Annotated in this window: 22 protein-coding genes; 17 read left to right on the top strand and 5 right to left on the bottom strand. The window is 68.0% G+C overall.

Annotated elements, in window-relative coordinates; translation table 11 throughout:
- The first annotated feature begins 120 nt into the window (after positions 1–120).
- The 7 genes from FNM00_RS03765 (at position 121) to FNM00_RS03735 (ending at position 11408) form a co-directional block, all read left to right on the top strand.
- On the top strand, positions 121–1731 hold the full coding sequence (locus FNM00_RS03765) for a peptide ABC transporter substrate-binding protein (RefSeq protein WP_143911673.1): 1611 nt from the start codon (positions 121–123) through the stop codon (positions 1729–1731).
- A gap of 119 nt (positions 1732–1850) precedes the next feature.
- On the top strand, positions 1851–2777 hold the full coding sequence (locus FNM00_RS03760; RefSeq protein ID WP_143912075.1) for an ABC transporter permease: 927 nt from the start codon (positions 1851–1853) through the stop codon (positions 2775–2777).
- Positions 2770–3744: an ABC transporter permease gene (locus FNM00_RS03755; RefSeq protein WP_143911672.1), complete on the top strand. Its 975-nt coding sequence runs from the start codon at positions 2770–2772 to the stop codon at positions 3742–3744. Before FNM00_RS03760 ends, FNM00_RS03755 begins: the two co-directional genes overlap by 8 nt.
- A gap of 79 nt (positions 3745–3823) precedes the next feature.
- Positions 3824–5545, top strand: a complete 1722-nt coding sequence (locus FNM00_RS03750) for a dipeptide ABC transporter ATP-binding protein (RefSeq protein ID WP_143911671.1) — start codon at positions 3824–3826, stop codon at positions 5543–5545.
- A 196-nt stretch (positions 5546–5741) separates the two neighbouring features.
- Positions 5742–6383: a hypothetical protein gene (locus FNM00_RS03745; RefSeq protein ID WP_143911670.1), complete on the top strand. Its 642-nt coding sequence runs from the start codon at positions 5742–5744 to the stop codon at positions 6381–6383.
- The gene (locus FNM00_RS03740) at positions 6383–7900 is read left to right on the top strand and encodes a DNA polymerase Y family protein (RefSeq protein WP_143911669.1); all 1518 of its coding nucleotides are present in this window, start codon (positions 6383–6385) and stop codon (positions 7898–7900) included. The genes FNM00_RS03745 and FNM00_RS03740 overlap by 1 nt, the downstream gene beginning before the upstream one ends.
- A gap of 100 nt (positions 7901–8000) precedes the next feature.
- Complete coding sequence (locus tag FNM00_RS03735; protein ID WP_143912073.1) at positions 8001–11408, top strand: error-prone DNA polymerase; 3408 nt, start codon at positions 8001–8003, stop codon at positions 11406–11408.
- Positions 11409–11487: 79 nt separating this feature from the next.
- Here FNM00_RS03735 and FNM00_RS03730 read toward each other — a convergent pair whose 3' ends face one another.
- A complete protein-coding gene (locus FNM00_RS03730; RefSeq protein ID WP_143911668.1) occupies positions 11488–12648 on the bottom strand; it encodes a GNAT family N-acetyltransferase in 1161 nt (386 codons plus the stop codon).
- 161 nt (positions 12649–12809) lie between these two features.
- Here FNM00_RS03730 and FNM00_RS03725 point away from each other — a divergent pair, with 161 nt between their 5' ends.
- The 7 genes from FNM00_RS03725 (at position 12810) to FNM00_RS03695 (ending at position 19686) form a co-directional block, all read left to right on the top strand.
- Positions 12810–13502 (top strand): NUDIX hydrolase, encoded by a 693-nt coding sequence (locus FNM00_RS03725; RefSeq protein WP_143911667.1) that lies wholly within the window; start codon positions 12810–12812, stop codon positions 13500–13502.
- Positions 13499–14758 (top strand): quinolinate synthase NadA, encoded by a 1260-nt coding sequence (gene nadA / locus FNM00_RS03720; RefSeq protein WP_143911666.1) that lies wholly within the window; start codon positions 13499–13501, stop codon positions 14756–14758. The genes FNM00_RS03725 and nadA overlap by 4 nt, the downstream gene beginning before the upstream one ends.
- Positions 14759–14768: 10 nt before the next feature.
- On the top strand, positions 14769–16268 hold the full coding sequence (gene nadB, locus FNM00_RS03715) for an L-aspartate oxidase (RefSeq protein ID WP_246065050.1): 1500 nt from the start codon (positions 14769–14771) through the stop codon (positions 16266–16268).
- Positions 16268–17104, top strand: coding sequence for a carboxylating nicotinate-nucleotide diphosphorylase (gene nadC / locus FNM00_RS03710; protein ID WP_143911665.1), 837 nt, complete (start codon positions 16268–16270; stop codon positions 17102–17104). Before nadB ends, nadC begins: the two co-directional genes overlap by 1 nt.
- Positions 17105–17106: 2 nt before the next feature.
- On the top strand, positions 17107–18222 hold the full coding sequence (locus FNM00_RS03705; RefSeq protein ID WP_221933568.1) for a cysteine desulfurase family protein: 1116 nt from the start codon (positions 17107–17109) through the stop codon (positions 18220–18222).
- Between the two features lie 64 nt (positions 18223–18286).
- Positions 18287–18838 carry a DUF6318 family protein gene (locus FNM00_RS03700; RefSeq protein ID WP_143911664.1) on the top strand — a complete coding sequence of 184 codons (552 nt, stop codon included), beginning with the start codon at positions 18287–18289 and terminating at the stop codon, positions 18836–18838.
- The gene (locus FNM00_RS03695) at positions 18835–19686 is read left to right on the top strand and encodes a hypothetical protein (protein ID WP_143911663.1); all 852 of its coding nucleotides are present in this window, start codon (positions 18835–18837) and stop codon (positions 19684–19686) included. The genes FNM00_RS03700 and FNM00_RS03695 overlap by 4 nt, the downstream gene beginning before the upstream one ends.
- Before the next feature lie 2 nt (positions 19687–19688).
- Here FNM00_RS03695 and FNM00_RS03690 read toward each other — a convergent pair whose 3' ends face one another.
- From FNM00_RS03690 to FNM00_RS03680, 3 genes are read right to left on the bottom strand one after another with little or no spacing between them, the layout of a single operon-like run.
- Positions 19689–20186 carry a hypothetical protein gene (locus FNM00_RS03690; RefSeq protein WP_143911662.1) on the bottom strand — a complete coding sequence of 166 codons (498 nt, stop codon included), beginning with the start codon at positions 20184–20186 and terminating at the stop codon, positions 19689–19691.
- Complete coding sequence (locus FNM00_RS03685) at positions 20186–22144, bottom strand: hypothetical protein (RefSeq protein ID WP_143911661.1); 1959 nt, start codon at positions 22142–22144, stop codon at positions 20186–20188. Before FNM00_RS03685 ends, FNM00_RS03690 begins: the two co-directional genes overlap by 1 nt.
- Before the next feature lies 1 nt (position 22145).
- Complete coding sequence (locus tag FNM00_RS03680) at positions 22146–22478, bottom strand: hypothetical protein (RefSeq protein ID WP_143911660.1); 333 nt, start codon at positions 22476–22478, stop codon at positions 22146–22148.
- Between the two features lie 188 nt (positions 22479–22666).
- Between FNM00_RS03680 and FNM00_RS03675 the strand changes: the two genes are divergently transcribed.
- From FNM00_RS03675 to FNM00_RS03665, 3 genes are read left to right on the top strand one after another with little or no spacing between them, the layout of a single operon-like run.
- Positions 22667–22972: a WXG100 family type VII secretion target gene (locus FNM00_RS03675; protein ID WP_087623019.1), complete on the top strand. Its 306-nt coding sequence runs from the start codon at positions 22667–22669 to the stop codon at positions 22970–22972.
- A gap of 6 nt (positions 22973–22978) precedes the next feature.
- Positions 22979–23587, top strand: a complete 609-nt coding sequence (locus tag FNM00_RS03670; RefSeq protein ID WP_143911659.1) for a DUF6318 family protein — start codon at positions 22979–22981, stop codon at positions 23585–23587.
- A gap of 4 nt (positions 23588–23591) precedes the next feature.
- Positions 23592–24488: a hypothetical protein gene (locus FNM00_RS03665; RefSeq protein ID WP_143911658.1), complete on the top strand. Its 897-nt coding sequence runs from the start codon at positions 23592–23594 to the stop codon at positions 24486–24488.
- 146 nt (positions 24489–24634) lie between these two features.
- Here the strand turns inward: FNM00_RS03665 and FNM00_RS03660 are convergent, their stop codons facing one another.
- On the bottom strand, positions 24635–25924 hold the full coding sequence (locus FNM00_RS03660) for an HNH endonuclease signature motif containing protein (protein ID WP_185972953.1): 1290 nt from the start codon (positions 25922–25924) through the stop codon (positions 24635–24637).
- Positions 25925–26080 lie beyond the last annotated feature (156 nt).

Here is a 26080-nt window from a genome sequence, read left to right as displayed (position 1 = left end):
GCTCATCGGTTCGGTGACACTTTGATTAAGGTCCCTTTCTGCCTCTGTCCTCCGAACGGCTCGGAGTGATAGCAATGAGAATGCGCCTGATCTGGCGTACCCATGTACAGGAGGAATTCCATGCGACTCACTCGGCGGACACGCCTGGCGGGCATCGCGCTGGTCGCCGTCGGCAGCCTGACCCTGGCTGCCTGCGGTGGTGATGGCGGCGGAGACAGCTCCGACAATGTCATCACCTCGTTCAGCACTGAGCCCCAGAACCCGCTCGTCCCCACGAACACGAACGAGACCGGCGGCGGCAATATCGTCGACCTGATCTTCGCCGGCCTCGTCTCGTACACCGCCGAGGGTGACACCGAGATGGAGGTCGCGGAGTCCATCGAGTCCGACGACAACCAGACCTGGACCATCACGCTCAAGGACGGGTGGACGTTCTCCGACGGCAGCCCCGTCACCGCGCAGTCCTTCGTCGACGCATGGAACTACGGTGCGGACCCGGACAACGCTCAGCTCGGCGCGTACTTCTTCAACCCCTTCGAGGGCACCGACGAGGAAGGCGTCTCGACCGGCGGCGACACCATCTCCGGCCTCGAGGTCACCGATGACCTCACCTTCACGGCGACGCTGAAGGCCCCCGAGGCGGAGTTCCCCAAGCGCCTCGGCTACTCGGCGTACTTCCCGCTCCCGGAATCGGCCTTCGACGACATGGAGGCCTTCGGCGAGGCGCCGATCGGCAACGGTCCGTACACGCTCGAGAGCTGGGACCACGATGTCGAGGCCGCCCTCGTCCCGAATGGCGACTATGACGGCAACCGCACACCCCAGAACGAGGGCGTGACCTTCAAGTTCTACACCGATCCGGATGCCGCCTACACCGACGTCCAGTCCGGCAACCTCGACATCCTCGACCGAGTGCCGCCGAGCGCGCTGTCGTCCTATGAGGATGACGACCAGGTGCAGCCGATCACCGAGCCCGGCTCGGTCTTCATGAGCTTCACCATCCCGTCCTCGCTCGCGCACTTCGGCGAGGACGAGGAGGGCCAGCTGCGTCGCCAGGCGCTGTCGATGGCCATCGACCGCGAGCAGATCGGCGACAAGATCTTCGACGGCGCGAACTCCGCGGCGACCGACTTCAGCTCCCCGCTGATGCCCGGCTACACCGAGGACATCCCGGGCAGCGAGGTGCTCGAGTACGACGTCGACCAGGCCAAGGACCTGTGGGCCCAGGCCGAGGAGATCGCTCCCTTCGAGGGCACCTTCGAGCTGTCCTACAACGGTGACGGGCCCGGCAACAAGGAGTGGGTCGAGGCGGTCGTCAACCAGATCCGCACCAACCTGGAGATCGAGGCCGAGCCCAAGGCCTTCGCGACCTTCGGCGAGTTCCGTGAGCTGGTCACCAACCGCAGCATCGGCACCGCCTTCCGTACCAGCTGGCAGCCCGACTACCCGTCGGTCTACAACTACCTCGCGCCGCTGTACGGCACGGGTGCCGGCTCGAACGACGGCGACTACAGCAATGCCGACTTCGACGGCCTGCTCGGTCAGTCCGCCGCGGCGGACTCGGAGGAAGAGCGAGCACAGTTCCTCGCTCAGGCCCAGGAGATCCTCTTCCAGGACCTTCCGGCCATCCCGCTGTGGAACCAGAACATCTCCGCGGTCGGCGCCCAGGGCGTCAACAACCTGGAGTTCAACTGGCAGAACAAGCCGGAGTATCACGACGTCACGAAGTGATCGCACGAGGTGGGGCGGTGCCTACGGGCACCGCCCCACCGGTGTGCGCTCCACCCGCCCCCGCGGTGCGATCCGCCGTAGGGGAGTAGATTGATCCCTCGATCAGGAGGTCCGTGCCGATGTGGTGGTATGTCGGAAAGCGCCTACTCCAGGCGATCCCCGTGGTGCTCGGCGCCACATTGCTCATCTATGCGATGGTCTTCTTGCAGCCCGGTGACCCGATCACTGCGCTGTTCGGCGAAAAGCCCGTCTCCGAGACGGCTCGAGCCAATCTCGAGGCCCAGTACAACCTCGACAAGCCCTTCCTCGTGCAGTGGCTGCTGTTCCTCGGCGGCGCGCTCACCGGCGATCTGGGTACCTCGTACTCCGGTCAGCCGGTAGCCGACCTGATCGGTAGGACCTTCCCGGTCACGGTCAAGCTCGCCCTGATGGCCCTCATCATCGAGGCCGTGCTCGGCATCATCGCCGGCTTCTGGGCGGGCCTGCGACGCGGCAAGATCTTCGACTCCACCATGCTCGTGGTCTCGCTGCTGGTCATCGCCGTCCCGATCTTCGTGCTCGGCTTCATGCTCCAGCTGGTGTTCGGCGTCAAACTCCACTGGGCGCCCGCCACCGTCGGCGGTGACGCCTCCATCGGCAAACTGATCCTTCCGGCGATCGTCCTCGGCCTGGTCTCCTTCGCCTATGTCTTACGTCTCACCCGCACCTCGGTGATCGAGAACCTCAGCGCCGACCATGTCCGCACGGCCCGCGCCAAGGGGTTGTCCGAGGGGACCGTCAACCGCAAGCATGTGCTGCGCAACTCCCTGATCCCCGTCGTGACCTTCCTCGGCGCGGACCTGGGCACACTCATGGCCGGTGCGATCGTCACCGAGGGCATCTTCAATGTCCCGGGCATCGGCAACCTGGCCTATCAGGCCGTCCAGCGCGGGGAGAGCCCGACGGTCGTGTCCGTCGTGACCGTCATGGTGCTCGTCTATGTGCTCATGAGCCTGCTCGTCGACCTGCTGTACGCCGCACTCGATCCGAGGATCCGCTATGCCTGAGATCGCCCGACCTGGACAGGAACGCTTCGTCGCGCCCCTCGCGGAGACCCCGCTGGAGGAGACCGGAACGGTCGACACCTCGGCACCGCCGGAGGGCCAGTGGAAGGAGGCGTGGAAGCAGCTGCGGGGCAACTGGATCTTCTGGATCTCGGCCGTGCTGTTGCTGTTCATCCTCATCGTGTGCCTCTTCCCGGGGCTCTTCACCGACATCAACCCCCGTGCGGCCGATCTGAGCCGGAGCAAGGAGGGACCGCAGTCGGGGCATCCGTTCGGCTTCGACGCCCAGGGCTATGACGTCTACTCGCGCGTTATCCACGGTGCTCGCGCCTCGGTGACCGTCGGCATCCTGACCACGCTCTTCGTCACCTTCGTCGGCCTGCTGACGGGAGCCTTCGCCGGCTTCTACGGCAAGTGGACCGACATGCTCATCTCGCGCATCGCCGATGTCTTCTTCGCCATCCCGCTCATCCTCGGCGCGATCGTGCTGCTGTCGGCGCTCAACAATGTCTGGTCCGGTCGCGGTTATTGGGGTGGTGTCATCGCCGTCGTGCTGGTGCTCGCGGTCTTCGGCTGGCCCCAGATGACGCGTATCGCCCGCGGCGCCGTGCTGGAGGTCAAGAACCTCGAGTTCATCGACGCCGCTCGCGCGATCGGCTCCAACAAGTGGAGCAACCTGCGCCGGCATGTCATCCCGAACGCCCTCGCCCCGGTGATCGTGACGGCCACCGTCTCCCTCGGCGTCTACATCGTGGCCGAGGCGACGCTGTCCTTCCTGGGCATCGGGCTCCCGGCGAGCGTCGTCTCCTGGGGCAATGACATCGCAGCCGCGCAGTCCGAGGTCCGATCGGGCCGTAACCTGCACGTGCTGTTCTTCCCGGCCGGCGCACTGGCGGTCACCGTGCTGAGCTTCATGCTGCTCGGCGATGCTGTGCGCGATGCCCTCGATCCGAAGGCGAAGAAGTCATGAGCGAGCGAAGCGAGCGAAGAATGAACATCCACGAATGCCGTCATCGGCCTATTGTGTTGTTCCTTCAGGCGGTGGCGGCATGAGCGAGCGAATTGAGCGGACCACCGAACCGCTGTTGGAGATCACCGATCTGCACGTGGCGTTCCGATCGGGCAAGAGGGACATCCCGGCGGTCCGTGGCGCGAATCTGACGGTCTATCCCGGTCAGACCGTCGCGATCGTCGGCGAGTCCGGGTCGGGCAAGTCCACCACGGCGCATGCGATCATCGATCTGTTGCCCGGCACCGGCCATGTCACCAGCGGGACGATCCGTTTCGACGGACGCGACATCACGCATCTGAAGCGTCGTCAGCGTGAGGCCATCCGGGGCAGCCAGATCGGTCTCGTGCCGCAGGATCCGATGTCGAATCTCAATCCGCTGGTGCGGGTCGGGACGCAGATCAAGGAGGCGCTCGAAGCCAACGACATCGCCAAGGGCAAGGCCGCGGACAAACGAGTCGTGGAGCTGTTGGAGGAGGCCGGGCTTCCCGACGCCCAGGCTCGCGCCCGGCAGTTCCCGCACGAGTACTCCGGCGGCATGCGTCAGCGAGCGCTCATCGCGATGGGGCTGGCCGCACGGCCCAAGCTCTTGATCGCCGATGAGCCCACCTCGGCACTCGATGTCACGGTCCAGCAGCAGATCCTCGATCATCTAGACTCGCTGACCGATGACCTGGGCGTCGCCGTCCTGCTCATCACCCACGACCTCGGCCTCGCGGCCGAGCGCGCCGATCATCTGGTGGTGATGTACAAGGGGCAGGTCGTCGAGTCGGGTCCGGCGCTGGAGATCCTGCAGTACCCGCAGCATCCCTACTCGCAGCGGCTCATCGCTTCAGCCCCGTCGCTCGCCTCGCAGCGACTCACCGCGCAGACGCGCGCTGAGGTGCGTGAGAGCGCAGTCAAGACCGCGGGGGAGATCGTGGCCGAGCACGAGGGCGACGAGTTCGGGGGAGAGGCGACGCGGATCGCCGTCGAGGCCAAGGATCTCACCAAGGTCTTCAAGCTGCCCGCCGGTGGGCTGGGCCGCACGGTCGACTTCACAGCGGTCGACGAGGTCTCGTTCTCGTTGCGACGCGGTACCACCACGGCGATCGTGGGAGAGTCCGGCTCCGGCAAGTCGACCGTGGCGCGCATGGTCCTCGATCTGCTCGAGCCCACCAGCGGGACGGTCCAGTTCGACGGCGTCGATATCTCGACGCTGCGCGGCAAGTCCGAGCAGTTGGCCTTCCGGCGTCGTGTGCAGCCGGTGTTCCAGAACCCCTATGCCTCGCTGGACCCGATGTACTCGATCTACCGCTCCATCGAGGAGCCGCTGCGTACGCACGAGATCGGCAGTGGCAAGGAGCGGGAGGCGACGATCCGCGATCTGCTGGACAAGGTCTCGCTGCCCTCGGCGGTCATGCGGCGGTTCCCCAACGAGTTGTCCGGCGGACAGCGGCAACGAGTCGCGATCGCGCGTGCCCTTGCCCTGCAGCCCGAGGTCATCATTCTCGACGAGGCGGTCTCGGCCCTCGACGTGCTGGTGCAGGCGCAGATCCTCAACCTGCTCAATGACCTGCAGGCCGAGCTCGGTCTCAGCTATCTGTTCATCACCCACGATCTCGCAGTGGTCCGCCAGATTGCCGATGAGGTGGTGGTGATGCAGAAGGGCAAGGCCGTCGAGCAGGCATCGGTCATCCAGGTCTTCGACCATCCGCGTGAGGAGTACACCCGCAAGCTCCTCGATGCGATCCCCGGTGGTTCCATCGACCTCGCCAGCTGACCTCGCTCGGCTCACGTGGGCGGTGAGTTACGCACCTCTCTCGCGCGTGGAGAGGTGCCTAGGCCACCGCCCGCTCCGGGCGGTGAGCTGCGCACCTCTCAACGGCGACGAGAGGTGCCTAGCTCACCGCTCTCAGTATCGGTCGCGAGGGTCCTCCCGGATTGACTCGTTCGAACGTATGTTCGATACTTGAGGAGTGTCCCAGGCTGCTCTGATCGACGACCTCCGCGCCAAGATGCGCGAGCTCGAAGGCCGCCCTCAGGTGTCCTCGATGCGGGTCCATCCGGTGCTGGAGGGACTCCTAGAGGTGCAGCCGGGGCAGGTCTATACCGTCGGAGCGGCATCGCTGGCGATGTTGCTCATGGCCGGCCCGTCGGTGCAGGGGCAGTGGGCGGCGGTCATCGGCGCCACGGATTTCGGCATGCAAGCGGCACAGGCCTTCGGCGTGGCCCTGGAGCGCACCGTCCTGGTGCCCGATCCGGGAGCCGACTGGCTGTCTGTCACCGCGGCGCTGATCGATGTCGTCCCCGTAGTGGTGGTGGCGGGTCGCGCGATGGCCTCGCGCGATGCCCAACGGATCGCTGCCCGGCTGCATGAGCACCAGGGCATCGTCATCGCCTGGGACACCGCCTGGCCGCGGGCTCGTGCCCATCTGCGGCTGACCGATGTCCAGTGGGAGGGCACCGACCGAGGTGCTGGGCATCTGCGTGCCCGCCGGGCCACGATCGAGGTTCAGCATCCCGGCCGTCCCTCGCGGCGGCGAGAGCTCTGGCTGCCGGACGACCACGGCCAGGTCCGTGTGGCCGATGAGCCACCGCTGCTGCGCAGGGTCGGCTGATGACACGGGTGATGGTGCTGTGGTGCCCGGACTGGCCCGTCGTCAGCCACCTCGGACCCGACACCCCGGCCGATGCTCCGGTGGCGGTCATCGACGGCCAGGTCGTCGTCGCCTGCTCGGCCGCGGCACGACAGGAGGGGGTGCGCCGCGGGATGCGCCGGCGCGATGCCCAGGCGCGATGCCCCGATGTCATCCTGTGCGCCCACGATCCCGCCGCCGATGCCCGGGCTTTCGAGGCGGTTCTCGATCTCGTCGAGGAGCTCTCCGCACAGGTCGCGCCTCTGCGGCCGGGGTTGTGCGGGGTGACGGTGCCGGCGCGCTACTACGGTGGCGAGGCCGAGGCGGCGGCCGTGCTCGCCGAGCAGCTCGTCGAGCACGGGATCTGGGACGTCCGATGCGGGATCGCCGATGATCTCTTCGCGGCCGAGCAGGCGGCCCGCCAGGCTCCACCGCAGGACTCCGTGGTCGTGGGCCCCGGCGGTTCGGCGGACTTCGTGCGGGACCTGCCGGTAGCGGTGCTCGGCGATCCGGAGATGGCCGATCTGCTGCGTCGTCTGGGCATCCGCACGCTGGGTGATTACGCGCGGCTGGAGATCGCCGACGTGCGCACGCGGTTCGGCCCGAGCGGGGTGCTCGCCCATCGCTGGGCACGAGGTGAGGATCCGAGGCTCCTCAGCCGACGGGAGATCCCCCCGGACCTGGTCGGGCGGGTGTCGTTCGAGCCGCCGCTCGATCGTGTCGAGGCGATCGCCTTCAGCATGCGCAGAGCGGCCGAGTCGTTCGTGTCCGCACTGGCCGATCGCGGTGCGGTGGCCACGGCGATACGCATCGAGATCGACAGCGACGGTGTGCTGTCCCACGCTCGTACCTGGCGGCACCCACGGTGGTTCTCCTCGGCCGACATCGTCGACCGGGTCCGCTGGCAGGCGCAGGTGCCCGGGGCGATCACCGCGCCGGTCGATGAGGTCCGGGTGGTGCCCGAGGCCGTCGAGCAGGTGGGTGATCACGCCGAGAGCCTGTTCGGCGACGGAGTGGATGAGGGAGTCGAGAGGGTGGTGGCACGTGTGCAGAGTCTGGTAGGGCCGGAGGCGGTACGGACGGCAGGGGTTCAGGGCGGATCGAGCCCCGGGGAGCGTCAACTCGCCAGCACGTGGGGGGACAGGCCCGCCGAGGTCCGCGATCTCGCGCGGCCGTGGCCGGGGTCGATCCCCGAGCCGGCTCCGGCGCGGGTGTTCGCGGCGCCCGAGCCGGCGCAAGTGGTGGGAGCCGAGGGGCAGCCGGTCATCGTGACCTCTCGCGGCGGGCTGACGGGAGAACCCGCGCGTTTTCGTCTCGGAGCGGATCAACCGTGGCAGCCGGTCGCGGGCTGGGCAGGCCCCTGGCCGCTCGACGACCTGTGGTGGGACGAGCATGCGGCCCGTCGGATCGCGCGCTTCCAGGTCGTCGGCGTCGACGGCAGCGCCTGGCTGATGTGTGTCGAGGACGGACGATGGTGGACCGAGGCCCGCTATGACTGACCGGCACACCCCTCCGGGGCCAACTTTTGCCGGGTTATGGCCCTTATTCGTGTCCCCGAAGGGCCACAACCCGGCAAAAGTTGTCCGAAGGGAGTGAATGATGGGCTGGAACAATCCCGGTATCTCCTGGCGTGAGCTGGAGTCCCGTCTCTCCGGTCGTGTCACTCCACCCACCGACCCGCCCGACGGCGGTGACGGTCCCGCCTGGTCGCGCAAACGCGGTGCCTATCGCCCCGACGAGCCCGTCGAGCGCCCGGTCGATGTAGTGCCCTATGCGGAGCTGCACTGCCACAGCAACTACAGCTTCCTCGACGGCGCGAACGCTCCCGATGCCCTCGTCGAGCAGGCGGTCCGGCTGGGGCTCTCCGCTCTCGCCCTCACCGACCACGACGGCTTCTACGGGGCCGCGCGTTTCTCCGAGGCCGCCACCTTGCACGGCCTGGACACCGTCTACGGGGCCGAGCTCTCCCTGGGACTCACCGGCCCGCAGAACGGTCGCCCCGACCCGGAGGGAGAACATCTGCTCGTCCTCGCCCGCGGCGTCGAGGGTTACCACGCGCTCTCGGGGGCGATCACCGAGGCGCAGCTGGCGGGCGACGAGAAGGGCCGCCCGGTCTACCACCTCGATTCCCTCGCCGAACGACTGCGCGACCGTACCCTCGTGCTCACCGGATGCCGCAAGGGGGCGGTCCGCCGGGCCTTGAGCGAGGGTGGCAGGTCGGCCGCGGAGGCTGAGCTGCGCGGCCTCGTCGAGCGCTTCGGACCCGACAACGTCGTGGTCGAGCTCCTCGACCACGGGTACCCGCAGGACTCCGATGTCAACGACGCTCTCGCCGAGCTGGCGCGGGAGGCGGGGCTCCCCATCGTGGCCACCGGCAATGTGCACGCGGCTGCCCCGGGGGACGCCCGGCTCTCCCAGGCCTTCGCCGCCGTGCGGGCCCGCCGCAGCCTCGCCGAGATGCGTGGCTGGCTGGGACAACCGGGGTACCTGCGGTCCGGTGAGGAGATGACGCACCGTTTCGCTCGCTATCCGGGGGCTGTCGAGCATTCGGTGCGGATCGCCGAGGAGGTCGGCTTCGACCTGCGCAAGGCCTCTCCGGCGCTCCCGCGGTTCCCCGTCGGCGACGGGCATACGCCGATGTCCTGGTTGCGCGAACTCGTCCGAGAGGGAGCCGACCGCGTCTACGCCCACCGCCGGGAGGAGGCCGAGGAGCGGCTGCAGCGTGAGCTGGCGGTGATCGAGGACAAGGACTTCCCCGGCTACTTCCTCATCGTCCACCGCATCGTCACAGAGGCCAAGGATCGCGGCATCCTGTGCCAGGGGCGGGGATCGGCGGCCAACTCCGCGGTCTGTTACGCCCTCGGCATCACCGCCGTCGACTCGATCAAGTACCACCTTCCCTTCGAGCGGTTCCTGTCGGCCACCCGCGACGAGGAGCCCGATATCGATGTCGACTTCGACTCCGACCGGCGCGAGGAGATCATCCAGTGGGTCTACGACGAGTACGGCCGCCACAATGCCGCCCAGGTCGCCAATGTCATCAGCTACCGGCCCAAGTCGGCCGTGCGCGACATGGCCAAGGCGCTCGGCTACTCGCCGGGACAGCAGGACGCTTGGAGCAAGCGCATCGACTCGTGGTCGCGTGTCGAGGTCGACGATCCCGATGCTCCCGGTAGCCCACCGCAGGCGGTCATCGACCTGGCCACGCGTGCCGCCGGGGCCCCTCGGCATCTGGGCATCCACTCCGGCGGCATGGTGCTCACCGCGCGGCCGGTGGGCGAGGTGGTGCCCATCGAACGTGCCCGCATGGACAAGCGCACGGTGCTGCAGTGGGACAAGGACGACTGTGCCTGGATGGGGCTGGTCAAGTTCGACCTGCTGGGGCTGGGCATGCTCGGCGCCCTCCAGCACACCTTCGACCTCGTCGCTGAGCACACGGGGGAGAGGTGGGAGCTCGAGACGATCCCCAAGGAGGAGGCGGGGGTCTACGACATGCTGTGCCGGGCGGACTCGATCGGGGTCTTCCAGGTGGAGAGCAGGGCGCAGATCGGCACCCTGCCCCGGCTGCGACCCCGTAAGTTCTACGACCTCGTCATCGAGATCGCGCTGATCCGTCCCGGGCCGATCCAGGGCGGCGCGGTGCATCCGTACATCCGGCGCAAGCTCGAGCGGGAGCCGGTCGACTATCTGCACCCCTCGTTGGAGCCGATCTTGAAACGCACCCTGGGTGTGCCGCTGTTTCAGGAGCAGCTCATGCAGATCGCCACCGAGATCGGCGGATGCACGGGCGACGAGGCCGATCTGCTGCGCCGCGCGATGGGCTCCAAGCGGGGGATCGAGAAGATCGAGCGGCTGCGCGCCAAGCTCTATGAGGGCATGAAGTCCAAGGGCATCAGCGACGAGGTCGCCGACATCCTCTACGCCCGGATCGAGGCCTTCGCCAACTTCGGCTTCGCCGAGAGCCACTCGATCAGCTTCGCGCTCCTGGTCTATGCGAGCTCCTGGCTCAAGCTGCACTATCCGGCGGCCTTCCTCGCCGGACTGCTGCGCTCGCAGCCGATGGGGTTCTACTCGCCCCAGTCGCTGGTGACCGATGCCAGACGACACGGGGTCGAGGTGCTCCGGCCCGATATCGAGGCATCGGCCGTGCATGCCGACCTGGAACCACTCGCCGGGAGCAGCGAGGCGACGGGGATGGACTCGTGTCTGCTGACCGAGCAGCCACCGGTGCCCGACTTCGCTCCCGGTGCCGACCATCGGCTCGGTGCCCATCGCCGCGACGGCCACCACGGGGTACGGCTCGGTCTGACGAGTGTGCAGCAGATCGGTCAGGCGGACGCCGAGCGGATCGTCGCGGCCCGGAACGAGCGGCCCTTCCGCGACATGGCCGATGTGGCCCGGCGGGCGCGGCTGTCGATCGCCCAGATGGAGTCGCTGGCCACCGCGGGAGCGTTCGACGGCTTCGGGATGTCGCGCCGCGAGGCGCTGTGGAATGCCGGATATATCGACCGGCTCGAGCAGCTGGAGGGTACAGCCGTCACCTCGCCGCCACCGATGCTGCCCGGGATGAGCGAGGTCGAGCTGACCACCGCCGATCTGTGGGCGACGGGCATCTCGCCGCGTGAGCACCCGATGCAGCACCTGCGTTCTCTCATGAGAGAACACGGGGTGCTCTCGGTGACCGATCTGGCGGTCTATGAGACGGGACGCCGGGTACGGGTGGCCGGGCTCATCACGCATCGCCAGCGACCCTCTACCGCGGGTGGGGTCACCTTCCTCAATCTCGAGGACGAGACCGGCATGCTCAATGTCGTCGTCTTCGGCTCGGTGTGGCAGCAGCATCGCCGGGTGGCGCGCAATGCGGCGGGAGTGGTGGTGCGCGGCGTCCTGGAGCACAGCGACGGCGCGGTCAACCTCAAGGCCGAGGCCCTCGAGCGCATCGAGTCGCTGTACCCCGCTGCCGCCTCCGCGCTCCCCGCCAAGCACCGCGCCCGCGACTTCCGCTAGCCCTCCGGCCGAGTTTTGCCGGGTTGTGGCCGTTTTTCGAAGGCGCGAGGGGCCAGAACCCGGCAAAAGTTGGACGGAGTCAGAAGGAGTCTCGGGTGGCGAGACGGCGGCCGCTGGTGAAGACGAGGTCCCAGAGGGCGTCGTCGCGATCGTCTCCTGCGAGCAGGCCGACCTCGCGTTGGGCCGAGCTCGTCAGCACTCCGGCGAAGCTCACCGCGAGCGCCCCCGGATCCAGTCGGCGGCCCGAGGACGCCGCCATCGGATCTGGTTCGACGCGCATCTCGCCGTCCGCGACGTGCAACACCCAGCCGTCGTCGCCGACCGCGAACGGCAGAGTGGCGGTGACGCCCGGGGGAGCGGGCAGTAGATCGAAGGCCGATGGATCGAGGACGCGCAGCATGTACGGCTCGGTGTCGGCGAGCGGGGTCCAGGAGTTCGACGGCAGGATCCAGCGCATCGTGTCGACATCACCGGCGCTGAACAGCCGCACTCGAGAGGCGACCGAGTCGTAGCTGGCCAGCGAGGCCAGGGCCGTGCGCATGGCATCGGCGTCGAGGGCGATCAGCTCGGGAACCTCGACGACCGAGTCGGCCCAGTCGCCGGACGGCCCGCGCTTCCACCGCAGATAACCGCGGGGTTCGCCGTCACGTTCGATGATCGTGGTGCCCGTGAGGTCCTTGAAGCGATGGTCGGGGCGCTCGTGGGCCGGACCACGCCGGGTCAGCGGGCCGTCGTGCCGCCGGGCCCAGGTGTCGTAGATCGTCCGTAGCACATCCTGGTCGTCGTCGGTGGCCCGGCGCAGGTCCAGGCTGCCGCGAATCCGCCCGAGCGAGGCTACCGGGAGTTCCACGCTGCCGACCTGCAGGATGCGGCTGAACCCGAAGCCCCGATAGATGCCGGTTGCCGTGGCGAAGAGCGTGGCGATCCGCTCGCCTCGTGATCGGGCGTGCGCCGTCAGCTCTTCCATGAGCGGGCGCAGTAGACGCTGTCCACGGTATTCGGCCGCGATCGATACCCCGGTCACGCCGGCCGTCGGCACCTCGACGCCCCGGAACCAGGACGTGTACTCGAGATGGTTGATGGTCGCGGCGAGACGACCGTCGACGAACGCGCCCCACCGGGTCCGCCCAGGAGCCCGGAGGCCCTCCCAGTCTCCTTCGTTCGTTCCGAAAGCCTCGGTGAGCAGCACCTTCAGCTGGTCGTGATCGTCCGGTGTGATCGGTCGGATCTGTGTCGGCATGCGGACAAGTCTTCCGCAACGATCGAGAATTGCCGGGTTGCGGCCCCTGTGCCGCCGGCCACGGGGCCACAACCCGGCAAAAGTCGCACCGGAGGTGCTTAGGGTTGACGCGACCAAAAGTCGGGGGCATAGTGTCACTTGCACCTTAAGGAGGGTCGCGCATGGAGAGCACCACGCAGCAGTGCCTGTCGCTCGCCGTGTCCACCGTCGTGTTCGCGCTGCGCCCGCATCCGAGCACCGGGCGCACGACCCCCTGGCTTCCGCTGGTCCGCCGCATCCGCGAGCCCTATGAGGGGCTCTGGGCATTGCCGGGCGGGCCGCTGGAGGACGATCAGGATCTCGCCGATTCCGCCGGCGCCACCCTGCTGCGCACGACCGGCCTCGCGCCGCGTCACCTCGAACAGCTCTACGCCTTCGGAAACGTCGATCGCTCCCCGGGCGAGCGCGTCGTGTCGATCGTCTACTGGGCCCTCGTGCGGCGCGACGAGGACGCCCGGGCGATCGATGGCGACAACGTGGAGTGGTTCGTCGCGGACGATGTCCACGGCCTCGCCTTCGACCACGATGTCATCGTGCGGTACGCCCTCGACCGGCTGCGCGCCAAGATCACCTACTCGCCGATCGCGCACGCCTTCGTGACCGACGAGTTCACCCTCGCTCAACTGCGAGAGGTCTACGAGGCCGTGCTGGGTCGTGCGCTCGACCCCGCCAACTTCCGTCGCCAGATCCTCGCGCAGGGGGCCGTGGAACCGACCGGTCGCCATGTGACCGGCACGAGCCATCGGCCCCCCGCGCTCTATCGATCCAACCCGGCGCATTCGCGTCACAGCCTCACCATCGAGGAGACGTCATGACACTGTCCGTCACCGATCGCATCGAGTCCCAGCCGAATCAGAGCTGCGATGTGGAGCTCGCCAAGGGGCCGTGGGAGTTCGACCGGATGCCCGGGTACGGGCCCGGCGCCTCCGAGGCCGACGCGATCCCTGAACCCGTCGTGCGACCCGGCCAGCTGCCGGTCGCCTACCAGCAGATGAGCGAAGAGGAGCTGCACGAGCGCATCCGCCGGGCCAAGAGCGCCCTCGGTGACCGTCTCGTCATCCTCGGGCACTTCTACCAACGGGACGAGGTCGTGCAGTACGCCGACTTCGTCGGGGACTCCTTCCAGCTCGCCAATGCCGCGCTGACCCGACCGGAGGCCGAGGCGATCGTGTTCTGCGGCGTGCACTTCATGGCCGAGACCGCGGACACCCTCGCGAGGGACGAGCAGACGGTGATCCTGCCGAACCTCGCCGCGGGCTGCTCGATGGCCGACATGGCCGATGAGGACTCGGTCGAGGAGGCCTGGGAGCAGCTGACCGAGGTGTACGGCACCGAGCCGGATGCCGAGGGCCGTCTTCCGGTCATCCCCGTCACCTATATGAACTCCTCGGCGGCGCTCAAGGCCTTCTGCGGACGCCACGGCGGCATCGTGTGCACGTCGTCCAATGCGCAGACGGTGCTGGAGTGGGCCTTCGAGCGCGGCCAGCGCGTGCTGTTCTTCCCCGACCAGCATCTCGGCCGCAACACCGCCAAGGCGATGGGCATCTCCGTGGAGCAGATGCCCATGTGGAATCCGCGTAAGGACCTCGGCGGCAACTCGCTCGAACAGCTGGAGGAGGCCAAGGTGCTGCTGTGGCACGGCTTCTGCTCGGTGCACAAGCGCTTCACCACGGCACAGATCGAGCAGGCGCGCGCCGATCACCCGGGCTGCAAGGTCATCGTGCACCCCGAGTGCCCCATGCCGGTCGTCGATGCGGCCGACGCGGCGGGATCGACCGACGTGATCAGGAAGTTCGTCGCTGCCAGTGCGCCCGGTGACACGATCGCGATCGGCACCGAGATCAACCTCGTCAACCGTCTCGCCGCCGAGTACCCGGATCGCACCATCTTCTGCCTCGACCCGGTCGTCTGCCCGTGCTCGACGATGTACCGCATCCATCCCGGGTATCTTGCCTGGGTGCTCGACGGTCTGGTCGAGGGCGAGATCCGCAATCAGATCGTCGTGTCCGACGAGGTCGCGGCCGATGCCAAGGTCGCGCTCGAGCGGATGCTGGCGGCCAAGCCGCGCTGACGAGGTCGCCATGTCCATCGAACACGTTCTGGTCGTCGGCAGCGGTGTCGCGGGGCTGACCGCGGCCCTCGCCGCGCGGAGCCGCGGGCTCGACGTCACCGTCGTCACCAAGTCGTATCTCACCGAGAGCGCGACGCGCTACGCCCAGGGCGGCATCGCCGCGGTGACGAGCGATGACGACTCGGTCGAGGCCCATGTGAGGGACACCCTCGATGCCGGCGCCGGGCTGAGCGAGCGTTCTGCGGCCGAGGTGGTGTGCGGTGCGGGGGCGGAGACGGTCGCCGATCTGCTCGCCGCGGGGGTGCGCTTCGATGTCTCCGAAGGGCGTCTCGCGCGAGGGCTGGAGGCGGCGCACAGCCGCGCACGCATTCTGCACGCCGACGGTGACGCCACCGGCGCCGCGATCGCGAAGGCCCTCGCGGGTCGCCTGCTCGACTCGGGCGCCCGGGTCCACGAGAACACCTTCGTCTCCGGTCTCGTCCTGCGGGACGGCGGGGTTCGCGGGGGGCGCCTCCTGGATGATTCCACGATCGACGCCGATGCCGTGATCCTGGCGACCGGGGGCGCTGGACAACTCTTCGCCCACACCACCAACCCCGCCGTGGCCACCGGCGACGGTCTCGCGCTGGCGTTGCGGGCAGGGGCCGTGCTCGCCGATCTGGAGTTCGTGCAGTTCCACCCGACCTCGTTGGCGGTCGGTGGCAACGCTCTGATCTCCGAGGCGGTCCGAGGGGAGGGCGCCGTGCTGCGCGAGGCCGAGGGCCGGCGCTTCATGACCGAGGTCCACCCCGATGCCGAACTGGCTCCGCGCGATGTCGTGGCGCGTGCCATCGCTCGGCGGATGCGCGAGCAGAACGGTGCACCCGTCGGACTGGACGCCACCGCGCTCGGAAGCGAGTTCCTCGCTCGGCGGTTCCCCGGGATCGATGCCACGGTCCGAGCGCATGGGTGGGATTGGGCCGCGGCGCCGGTGCCGGTCACTCCCGCGGCTCACTATCTGATGGGCGGCATCGTCACCGATGGCCATGCGCGCACCACGGTCCCGGGCCTCTACGCCGCGGGGGAGGTCGCCTGCACCGGACTGCACGGCGCCAACCGGCTCGCGTCGAACTCGCTGCTCGAGGGCGCCGTCATGGGGCGGCGCGCGGTGGAGGCGCTGAACCTGCCGTGGCAGATGGAACCGCCCTTCGACGGCGAGGTCGTCACGGTGTCTTCCGGCCGATCTCGTGAACACGCCGGACGCGACGATCTGCAACGGTTGATGTGGCAGAACGTCGGCCTCGAGCGGGATCGTGACCTCCTCGAACACGCGATAGGGACGCTCGACGGTTGGTCCGTCGGCCCGGCCAGCGATGTCAAGAGCGCCGAGGACGATCACCTGCTGCTGGTGGCCCGCGCGGTCGCCCACTCCGCCCTCGCCCGGCAGGAGTCCCGAGGCGCTCACTGGCGAGCCGACGCACCCGGATCTGACACGACCGCGCGGCACTCGGCCGTGCGATGGGAGGCCTGATGCTCACTCCACGACAGATCGATCAGATCGTGCTGGCCGCCCTCGACGAGGACGCTCCCTTCGGCGATCTGACCTCCGAGGTCTTCGTTCCGAGCACCTCGGTGGCCACCGCCGATCTCGTCGCACGCGAGCCGGGCGTCTACAGCGGCGGGGAGGTCTTCGCGCGGGCCATGACCGCGCTGGACGACACGGTCACCGTGACAGCGCAGGTCGCCGAGGGCGCTCGATTCGACACCGGCGAGGTGCTCGCATCGGTCGACGGCCCTGCACGGTCGGTGCTGCGGGGTGAACGTGTCGCTCTGAACCTCGTCCAACGGATGTGCGGTATCGCCACGCTGACGGCGCGGTACGTCGCCGCGGTGGAGGGCACGCGTGCGCGGGTGGTCGACACGCGCAAGACCACCCCGGGGCTGCGTGCGCTCGAACGACACGCCGTGCGGTGCGGCGGGGGCCACAACCACCGTTACTCGCTGTCGGACGCGGTGATGGCCAAGGACAACCATCTGGCGCTGGTCGGCGACATCACCGCCGCGATCCGCCGCGCTCGCGCTCAGCTCCCGCATACGACCCATATCGAGGTCGAGGTCGACCGACTGGAACAGATCGAGCCGGTGCTCGCCGGTGGTGTCGGCACGATCATGCTCGACAACTTCTCCCTCGACGACCTGCGGCGCGGTGTCGATCTCGTCGCCGGTCGCGCGCTCGTCGAGGCGAGTGGGGGAGTGACGCTCGAGACCATCGGCGACATCGCCAGCACGGGTGTCGATGTCATCAGCGTCGGAGCGCTGACCCACGGCGTGGCCGCCCTCGACCTCGGTCTCGACGTGCGGAGCTGACCGTGCAGGTCTACCTCGACGAAGCGGCGACGGCACCGGTCCGGCGTGAGGTGCTGGAGGCGATGTGGCCGCATCTGACCGGAGGCTTCGCGAATCCGGCCAGTAGCCACGAGCTCGGGCAGTCGGCTGCCCGAGCTCTGGAGGAGGCCCGCGCACGGGTCGCCGAGCATCTCGGAGCACGACCCGCCGAGATCCTGTTCACCTCAGGCGGGACCGAGTCCGACAACGCCGCGGTCAAGGGCATCGCGCTCGCTTCGCCTCGGGGGAGGCACGTGCTGGTGAGCGAGATCGAGCATCCAGCGGTCCTGGAGTCCGCCGGATGGCTGGAGCGGCTGGGCTTCGAGGTCGAACGGATCCCGGTCGACTCCGAGGGGATCGTGGCGGCGGACGCGCTCGCGGCGCGGTTACGCCCGGACACGACCTTGGTCAGCGTCCAGCACGCCAACAACGAGGTGGGCACGGTGCAGGACATCGCCGTGTTGAGCGACCTGGCAGCCGAGTACGACGTCCCCTTCCACACCGATGCCGTGCAGGCCGCCGGCACTCTCGATCTGGACGTGACCCGGCTCGGGGTGCGGGCCTTGAGCCTGGCGGGGCACAAGCTCGGCGCACCGAAGGGGATCGGAGTGCTCTACCTGCGCCGCCGGACTCCCTTCGAGCCGTTGATCCACGGCGGCGGTCAGCAACGCGATCGTCGCTCGGGGACGGAGAACGTGGCCGCCGCGGTGGGGATGGCCACCGCCCTCGATCTCGCCGCGAGCGACGACATCGAGACCTTGGTCGCACTGCGAGATCGCTTCATCGGGGAGGTCCTCGCCCAGGTTCCGGAGTCGCGGCTGACCGGGCACGCCACCCGTCGGCTGGCCGGCAACGCGTCCTTCGTGTTCCCCGGCCGCAGCGGCGAGTCCATCCTGCTCGATCTCGAGCGTCGCGGCGTCTACTGTTCGAGCGGATCGGCGTGTGCCGCCGGGAGCGATGAGCCGAGCCACGTGCTGACGGCCATGGGCTACGACGCGGCGACCGCTCAGACGGCAGTGCGCTTCACCTTCGGCGCTCGCACCGCTCCGGCGGAGGTGATGTCGACGGCCCGCGAGCTGGCCTCCGTCCTGCGTCGCTGATCCTGACGAAGGCGGGGAATATCGTAAACTGCGACGGACGACCATCCATGACAGGGGGATTGCGGTGCGCAAGGTCATCGCCGGCGTGGCGCTTCTGCTCACGCTGTCCGCGTGTGGCGAGGACGGAACGGACACGGCGCCCACGGCGCCGGCCTCGTCCGAGCCGGCAGCGGTCGAACAGCCGTCGGACCCCGCGGAGAAGCCGACTCGGCCCGAACCGGAGCAGACGGCGGAGGGCGCCGAGGCCTACACCGACTACGTCATCCGCATGCTCGCGTACACCTTGGCCACGCCGGACCGCGAGAGCATCCTGGACGAGGCGCGCGGTGAGTGTGCCCCATGCGCGACGGTCGCACAGACGGGGATGGGGCTCGGCGACGAGGTCTATGCGTACTCCGGACCCCTCACGATCGACATCGAGGATGCCGAGGTCACGGACGACACCGCGACCGTCCGGGCGAGCTTCCGCGCGCCCTCCGCCCAGATCCTCGATCCGCAGACCAACGTGGTGAGCGGGGAGTTCCCGGCCGAGTCCAGCGAGTTCGACTACCACCTGCAATGGGTCGACGGCTCCTGGAAGGTCCGCACCTGGACGCTGCCGGGGCAGGCACCATGATCCGGCGCCTGATTCTCGCGCTGGCGCTCGTAGCGACCTCTCTCGCCACGGTCGTCGTCACCTCCGTCGATTCCGCGTCGGCCGCCGACTGCGATACCGGAGGTATCGGCGGCGGAGTCAGCGTCGGCTGTGAGGAGGGTGGCGGTGGCGGTGACCGCGGGCCGGACCCCATCGGCGGAACGCCGATCTGGGTCGACCCGAAAGAGTACCGATGGGTCGTCGCCTGTGATGTGAACGGCCCGGAGAATCCCGACGATGCCCTCTGCGGCAGCGCGATCGCCCCGTGCCCGGACAGGCAGATCCAGTACCGGCTGTACTCTCGCGAACGCGGCTCGGACGAGCCCTGGCAGTTCGAGCGCTTGCAATGTCGAGGGGCCGACACCCCGGACCCGAACGAGCCGATCACCATCGACGACATCCTCGACGAGATCGTCCAGTTGGCGCCTAAGCCGGAGATCACCGTCGAACCCGAGGCGCGTACCTACGTCAACATCCCCACCAATGTGGCCACCGGCGACGAGACCTACGGACCCTTCGTCGTGCCGATGGAGGACCTGCCGATCGAGGTGAGCGTGTCCTTCACCCCCAGCGACATCACCTGGAGCTTCGGGGACGGGTCAGGCGGTTCGGGTGCGGGCATCGTCGGCGCCGCGATCGGCGAGGCGGGCGCCGTAGAGCACGAGTACCGCCGCGCCGGCGCCTACTCGATCACCGTCACCCGCGACTACACAGCCACGGTCACCGTCGACGGCGAGTCCATCGACGCCGATGTGCCGATCACCAACACCAGCGACCCCTATCCGATCACGGTCGGCGAGGTCCAGTCCCTCGTCAAGCGCGTCCGCTGAGTTCAGCTCTCGCCGTCGTAACAGCCGACCTCGGCGACGACGTCGGCGAGCGCAGCGCGCATGGTGGTTTCGTCATAGGGTGCCTCGAGTTCGTCATCGAACACGAGGCGGGTGTCGACTCGTCCGCAGAGGTAGCCCCCGACGTGATCCCCGACGACGCCGAGTCCCTCGTCATCGGAGAAGGCATGGGGCGACGCGGCGTACGTCTTGCTGAGACTCTCGGCATCCTGCGCGGTGAGGACGACCGATACGACGGTGATGGTGTGGTCGCCGACGCCGATATCGCAGGAGGCGTCGACCTTCTGCTCGCCGAGTGGGAGGTCGCTGCCGATCTCGGCGTCGTCCGCGGAGAACTCCGCGGTGCCGGCCAGGTTCTCCACGGTCGCACCGTCGATGGAGCAGGCACGGTCGGGTGCGGCTGGCGTCGACCCGCAGGCCGTGACGGCGCCGCAGATGCCGACCGTCGCCGCGAGGGAGCCCAGCCAGGAGGCGCGTCGCATCAACTCACGCCGTACCGGTCGAGATGGCGTTCCATCTGGGCAGCCGCCTCCGACAGCGCGGTGGAGGCATAGCCGCCGTCACCGTCTTGGATCGCGAGGATGAGGTTCAGCACCTCTTGGTCCGAGAGATCCTCGGTCGGGATGGGATTACCGGCGGCATTGGTGGGCCACTGGTCCCGAGCGTCGCCCAGATCGAGCTGGTCGCCGCCTTCGGCCGTGAGCATGGTCTCGAAGGTCTGCAACCAGGTCTGGCGGGACAGCTGGGTGAAGACATCATTCGCTCCGGTGATGGCCTCGTTGACACCGTCGCCGACGAACTCATTGGTGAGGTGCTTCTTGATCTCTCCCACCACATAGGTGCCCACCGGACCTCCAGGAACGTCGATCGCGTTCGTCGGGAGCAGGAGGAGCTCGGCCATACGACGCCGCTGAGCGGCGTCGTCCTCAGCGGAGCTGATGCCGCCCTCGAGCAGTCCGTCGTACAGGAAGCCGAGGTTGGCGGCATTGGTGCCGGTGGTCATGGTGATGGGATCGTCGCCCCCGACCTGGCCGCCGTTGGCGATCGCCGACTGGACGGCATCGTCGATACGCACCTGGTTGTAGTTGTTCGCGGCCGAACCGATGATGGACACGGCACTGTCGTTATCGCCGATATCGCCGAGGATTCCCCGCAGATCCTCGTTATTGATCGTGATTCCGTGAACTGGCCAACCGTCACCGCGGTCATCGGGAGGCCGGACATAGGTTCCCGGCTCGATATCCAGGCCGCGGCCGGGGATCGCCTCGTAGACGTCGTAGATGTAGACCCCGAGAATGCCCCCGAGCTCCTCCTTGATGCCGTCCGGGGGCTCGGCGTCGCCGCCGAAGTGTTCGATGGCCCACGAGGAGATGGCGGCGGCGTCGCGCCCGTGATTGCCCGGATCGAGGGCCTGGTCGACTGTGGCGGTTTGCAGGACCTTGCCGGCCGCCTCACCGTTGACATCCTCCATCGGGCTGAATCTCTCCAGTAGGTAGGCGGCCCGGTCGGTGTCGAGCAGCACTTCTTGTGAGCCGTCCGTGCTGAGCGAGAGCGCCTCCATCCACGCCACCGTGGGGTCGCGCAGGGCATCGAGATCGGCGGTGCCGTACTGCTGGTCCCCGCCCGGGAAGTTGCTCCAGTACATCCCGCCTTCGCCGTTCTCCCATTCCAGGAGAGCGTCTCCGGCGGAGACCAGGAACTCCGAGCCGAACTCGTGTCCGCCCCGGGCCGCGTAGTCGAAGAGGATGGCGGCGGACCGCGGGTCTCCGCCGCGGACGAACTCCTCACCGAAGTCGTCGGGCAGCTTGCCGGCGAGGGAGGCCGTGGCGACACTCTGGCTCAACGTCTCGGCCAGCGTGTCCTGCATGGCGACGACGCGTTCGAACTCCTCGCCGTACGAGGAGTCCTCGTAGATGCCGTTCGGGTTCGGGTAGTCGGCGTACGGGCCGGTCATCGAACCCGCCTGCTGGATCAGCCGGTTGAGGCCCTCGGGACCGATCGCGTTGACGAAGGCCCCGGTGACATCGGGATCGTCGGCGTACGTGTCGAGCAGTTCCAGCGTCTCGAGGAACTCGTCGAGATCCTCAGAGGACTCGACATCCTCCAGATCCTCGGCGCGCGCCGCGATCTGACGACCGAGCTCCTCCTTGATGTCCTGGATGGAGCCGTCGGTGGATCCCGTCCACACGACCTCGCCCTCGCCATCGGTGTCGAGGAGACGGGCGAGATCGAGCACGACACCCAGCGGGTCGGTCTTCTGCTCCCTGAGCCACTCCGGCGCGGTCACGGTGACCGAATTCCCGGTCAGGCTCGACAGCGACGGCCCGCGGTACGGCACGGCGTTGATGCAGGCGGTACGGGCATTGGCGATGTCATTGGCAAGCTCCTCGACCGCGGAGATCGCGGAATCGAGGGCGTCGACGTTCATGCGCACGGTCATGTCAGTACGCCTGCAGGATCAGGGGGCCTTGGAGCGTGTAGTACGCCCGTCCGCGCCAGTCACCCTCGTCGACCTTGTCGGGTTGGGCTTCGTGGGCCGAGTTGATGTCGTTCCATGCCTGATCGAAGGCCTCGCGCAGCCCGCTGACCTGATGCGAGAGGTCCTCCAGCCAGCCATCGGCCTCGCTGCAGTCCCATCCGCCGTCGGTCGCGATGGCCCGGGTGACCGCCGATGTGGGATCGCCCCCGATATCGAAGGCATCGCGTTCCTGGCCGATCCGCGTCCGTGCGCGCCCGAGCGCGGCCTTGTACTGGTTGTCCTCTTGGTCGGTCACCGATCCACCCCTCGACAGTGAAGCTGGAAAGACACTGAAGCTGAGAAAGAAGGTACCAGGACTCGCCTCGATCGCTCTCTGAGTGGGCGGGACTAGGGGAGAGATCGTAGAGTTCGGTACTGTCTTGTCAACGCAGTGGTCCTTCGGCGGGGTTCGGGGGACGGACCAACGTACTGAGGAGAAATCAGATGGCCGGAGCACGGATCGAAGACCTGCACGCTCTCTACACGACGCTTCAGCGTTCGATGCAGGAGACCGACACGATGATCACCAATGTGGATGCATCGCTGACGCAGGCCAATGAGGAGTGGCAGTCGGCTGGCGCCGCCCAGTTCAACGAGTCCTGGGTGCAGTTCAAGCAGACGCTGACGAACCTGTGCCAGGCCTTCGCCGGTGCGGGCACCGATGTCGCCTTCCAGCACAACAAGTTCGCCGAGGGCGCCAAGGAGCAGGACAAGCATCCCGTGCTCTCGCCGCTCACCTCGCCGCGCTGATCGACGGTGTGGCCTGACGACACGGCCCGCGACCCCGGCACCTCGTTCGTCTCACGGCGACGTGGTGCCGGGGTTGTCGCTGTGCTGTTGGCGCTCACGCTGGCGGCCTGCTCCGGCGGGGAGGACTCCGACTTGCCCGAGGCAGGGACGGAGAGTACGCCGGCGCAGGAGCAGGACTGGGAATGGAGCGCCACAGAGGCGCCCCCAGCTCCGGGGGATCAGGAGAACTCGTCGGAGAGCGCCGAGGAGTTCGCGCAGTACGCGATGGACCTGATCTTCTATGCCTACGCGACCGGCGACGCCGATCCGGTCCTCGACATCGCCGACCAGACCACCTGCGAGGGGTGCGCCTCACTGGAGCGCTTCGCTGCGGCGGAGAGTAAGAAGTTGCAGGTCGCCGGGAAAGAACCTACCTTCATCGTCCAGGACCACGAGACCAGCGACGACGTGCACAATTTTTCGCTGACCATGGACATTCCCGGGGGTGAGCGCATCAACAGCGAGGACCCTGAGGACGTCGAAGTGTTGCCTGCGGAGCAGGATGTCCCGGCGTCGTTGAATCTCCGATGGACCGGTGACGTATGGTCACTGCTGAACTTCAACCTGGGGGAGTGAGACCGTGAGACAAGGACTTCGAGTCGCCGCCATCGGACTGGCGGCTGTTCTCATCGGTACTGTCAGCCCTGCGTTCGCCGGTTGGGACTGGGACGACGATGATCTCGTCGGTACCGACCCCGGTGGTTCGGTCACCGACCCGGGTGGAGGCGGCGGAGGCGACCGGCCGATCTTCACCGACCCTGAACCGTGGATGGAACACGCCTACGCGCCGTACTGTCCAGAAGCCGGAATCAGGCACGACCCCGAGACCAATCGTCCCATGCAGATCAACGATGCACTGTGTCACGAGATGTATCAGTACGCCGAGACCCACTGCGCCGATGGAGAGAACGGGTACTGGGACTTCGGTCGGCTCGTCAATCCCGATGGCACATTCCCCAACGGTCCGGAGTTCGAGCGGCTCGGCGTCATCTGCCGCGGTGCGAACGATCCGCCGCCGCAGGAGGGGCCCCGCCAGATCACCATCGACGACATCATCGACAGCGCACGAGCCGTCGCCCCTGGGGTGGAGATCACTACTGAGCCCGGCGCGCGCAGCTACGTCAACTTCCCGACGAATATGTACGTCGACGACGCGGACCAGCAGGTGAATGTCGACGTCCTCGGCTTCGACATCCCGCTGACCTTCTCACCCGAGGACGTCACCTGGAACTTCGGCGACGGTGCCTCCGCCACCGGTGCCGGCATCGCCGATGCGGAGGTCGGCCAGGAGGGTGCCGTCGAGCATGCGTACCGACGCTCCGGGTCGTACGCGATCGGCGTCACCGTCGACTACACGGTCGAGGCGACTTTGCCGAACGGCGAGACGCTCCAGATGCCCGGGACCATCTCCGGTTCGGGAGGCCCCTACGACCTGGGCGTCGGTGAGCTGCAGTCGATCGTCAAGAAGGTGCGTTAAGAGATCGCGCCAGTAGGCCCCGGCTACGCCGCGCCGCCCCGTGGGCGCTCCGCAGTGGGGGCACCTCCCTGGACGGAGCCCTTGGCGATGGCGGAGCATCCCCAAGGATGCGCCGTTCGCAACGCCGCGCCTACTGGCGCGACGGTCTAGGCGATGAGTGGTCGGTAGCGGGTGTTGCGGATGGGCGTGGTGGATCCGGGTGGGTAGAAGTCGGGGAGTCGGTCGCGGGGGTTGATGATGACTCGCCACCTGCTGTGATGAATTTTGCGATGGTGATGCGCGCAGAGCAGGACTCCGTCGTCGACACTGGTCGGTCCGCCCTCGGACCACGGCCTCACATGGTGGGCTTCACACCAACTGGGCGGTCGGTCGCAGCCCGGGAACGCGCACCCTCCGTCCCTGAGCGCGAGTGCGCGTCGTTGTTTCTCGGTGTGGAGCCGGTTGCTGCGGCCGAGGTCGAGGGGTACCGAGTCGCCGTCCATGACCGCGGGGATGATGCCCGCGCCGCAGGCGATCATCCGCAGCTGCCCGGCGGAGACATGCGTGCCATGGTCGGTGACGCCGGCCTGGTCGGTGCGACCACGCAGGGCGTCCTCGGTGACGGTGACCATGAGCGTGGCGGCGACACCGCCGTGGTTGCCGTAGCCGTCCTTGGGCAGGTGCCGCAGGACATCGCAGAAGGCGCGACCGAGCTTCTCCGGATAGGCCGGCTGGTCGCCGACCGACGTCGATTCGGGTACCTCAGCGTCAGCGCCGCGGTAGCGCGGTGAGGTCTTGGATTCGAGGACGGAGCGCAGCATGTCGCCGGTGAACGCGTCGATCTCGAATCCGCCCTTGACCATGCCAGCATCATCGGGCCGGGTCATCCAGAAGCTGACCTTGCGCTGTGCCGCCTCCTCCTGGCGGGTGAGAGCGCGGTCTTCGATCGCGTCGGCGCGGGGCTTGTCGACGATCTCGACCGCCCGACGGGCCTTGCGCCGCAACTGTTCAAGGCTCATGCCTGGTGCCGCCTCAGCGAGATCACGTTCGACGATGCCGCGGTCGGCCGCGGACAGGTCGCGGGGAAGATCATCCATGGCGCGGGCGACCACCTGAGCCTTGTCGGTGGACATGCCGGGCTTGGTCAGCTGTCCGGCCAGCACAGGCGCCGTCTCGAGGCGTTCGGCGCGCTGGCGCTGCCGGGCGGCGTCGCGCCGGGTGATACCCGAGGTCTCGGCGATCAACGCATCCATGGACGGTGCGGAGGTCTGCTCGTGCGCCTTCTTGCGCGCCCCTTCAGCGGTCACGGCGAGAAGGAACGCCTGCACCTCACGCAGAATCTCCTGCCCCACCCGATGCGCCTCCACCAACTCACCCGCATCCAGTCCGGCGAGCCCCTCACGCGCGGCAGCGATCGCCGCCGGACCACCGGCCAGACGATCCACCACCACACCCATCGGAACCCCCACATGCGTCGAACTGATGTTCCCATCATCGCAGGTCCCACTGACACGTCCAGCGACTATCCACAGGGAGAATTTGCCCCGTCGTCTCAGACACGACGGCCGGCCCGTCGATGACATCGAACACCTCACGCGCAACCCAGTAGTAAC

The sequence above is a fragment of the Aeromicrobium piscarium genome (genome assembly GCF_007421815.1).
Lineage (GTDB): Bacteria > Actinomycetota > Actinomycetes > Propionibacteriales > Nocardioidaceae > Aeromicrobium > Aeromicrobium piscarium.
The sequence above is the reverse complement of the archived record's forward strand: the minus strand, read 5'-3'. Positions and strand labels throughout refer to the sequence as shown.

What these genes read in the sequence shown, in the direction of transcription:
- FNM00_RS03765 (WP_143911673.1), top strand. Translation starts at nt 121, where the DNA reads ATGCGACTCACTCGGCGGACACGCCTGGCGGGCATCGCGCTGGTCGCC.
- FNM00_RS03760 (WP_143912075.1), top strand. Translation starts at nt 1,851, where the DNA reads ATGTGGTGGTATGTCGGAAAGCGCCTACTCCAGGCGATCCCCGTGGTG.
- FNM00_RS03755 (WP_143911672.1), top strand. Translation starts at nt 2,770, where the DNA reads ATGCCTGAGATCGCCCGACCTGGACAGGAACGCTTCGTCGCGCCCCTC.
- FNM00_RS03750 (WP_143911671.1), top strand. Translation starts at nt 3,824, where the DNA reads ATGAGCGAGCGAATTGAGCGGACCACCGAACCGCTGTTGGAGATCACC.
- FNM00_RS03740 (WP_143911669.1), top strand. Translation starts at nt 6,383, where the DNA reads ATGACACGGGTGATGGTGCTGTGGTGCCCGGACTGGCCCGTCGTCAGC.
- FNM00_RS03735 (WP_143912073.1), top strand. Translation starts at nt 8,001, where the DNA reads ATGGGCTGGAACAATCCCGGTATCTCCTGGCGTGAGCTGGAGTCCCGT.
- FNM00_RS03730 (WP_143911668.1), bottom strand. Translation starts at nt 12,648, where the DNA reads ATGCCGACACAGATCCGACCGATCACACCGGACGATCACGACCAGCTG.
- FNM00_RS03725 (WP_143911667.1), top strand. Translation starts at nt 12,810, where the DNA reads ATGGAGAGCACCACGCAGCAGTGCCTGTCGCTCGCCGTGTCCACCGTC.
- nadA (WP_143911666.1), top strand. Translation starts at nt 13,499, where the DNA reads ATGACACTGTCCGTCACCGATCGCATCGAGTCCCAGCCGAATCAGAGC.
- nadB (WP_246065050.1), top strand. Translation starts at nt 14,769, where the DNA reads ATGTCCATCGAACACGTTCTGGTCGTCGGCAGCGGTGTCGCGGGGCTG.
- nadC (WP_143911665.1), top strand. Translation starts at nt 16,268, where the DNA reads ATGCTCACTCCACGACAGATCGATCAGATCGTGCTGGCCGCCCTCGAC.
- FNM00_RS03695 (WP_143911663.1), top strand. Translation starts at nt 18,835, where the DNA reads ATGATCCGGCGCCTGATTCTCGCGCTGGCGCTCGTAGCGACCTCTCTC.
- FNM00_RS03690 (WP_143911662.1), bottom strand. Translation starts at nt 20,186, where the DNA reads ATGCGACGCGCCTCCTGGCTGGGCTCCCTCGCGGCGACGGTCGGCATC.
- FNM00_RS03685 (WP_143911661.1), bottom strand. Translation starts at nt 22,144, where the DNA reads ATGACCGTGCGCATGAACGTCGACGCCCTCGATTCCGCGATCTCCGCG.
- FNM00_RS03675 (WP_087623019.1), top strand. Translation starts at nt 22,667, where the DNA reads ATGGCCGGAGCACGGATCGAAGACCTGCACGCTCTCTACACGACGCTT.
- FNM00_RS03660 (WP_185972953.1), bottom strand. Translation starts at nt 25,924, where the DNA reads ATGGGTGTGGTGGTGGATCGTCTGGCCGGTGGTCCGGCGGCGATCGCT.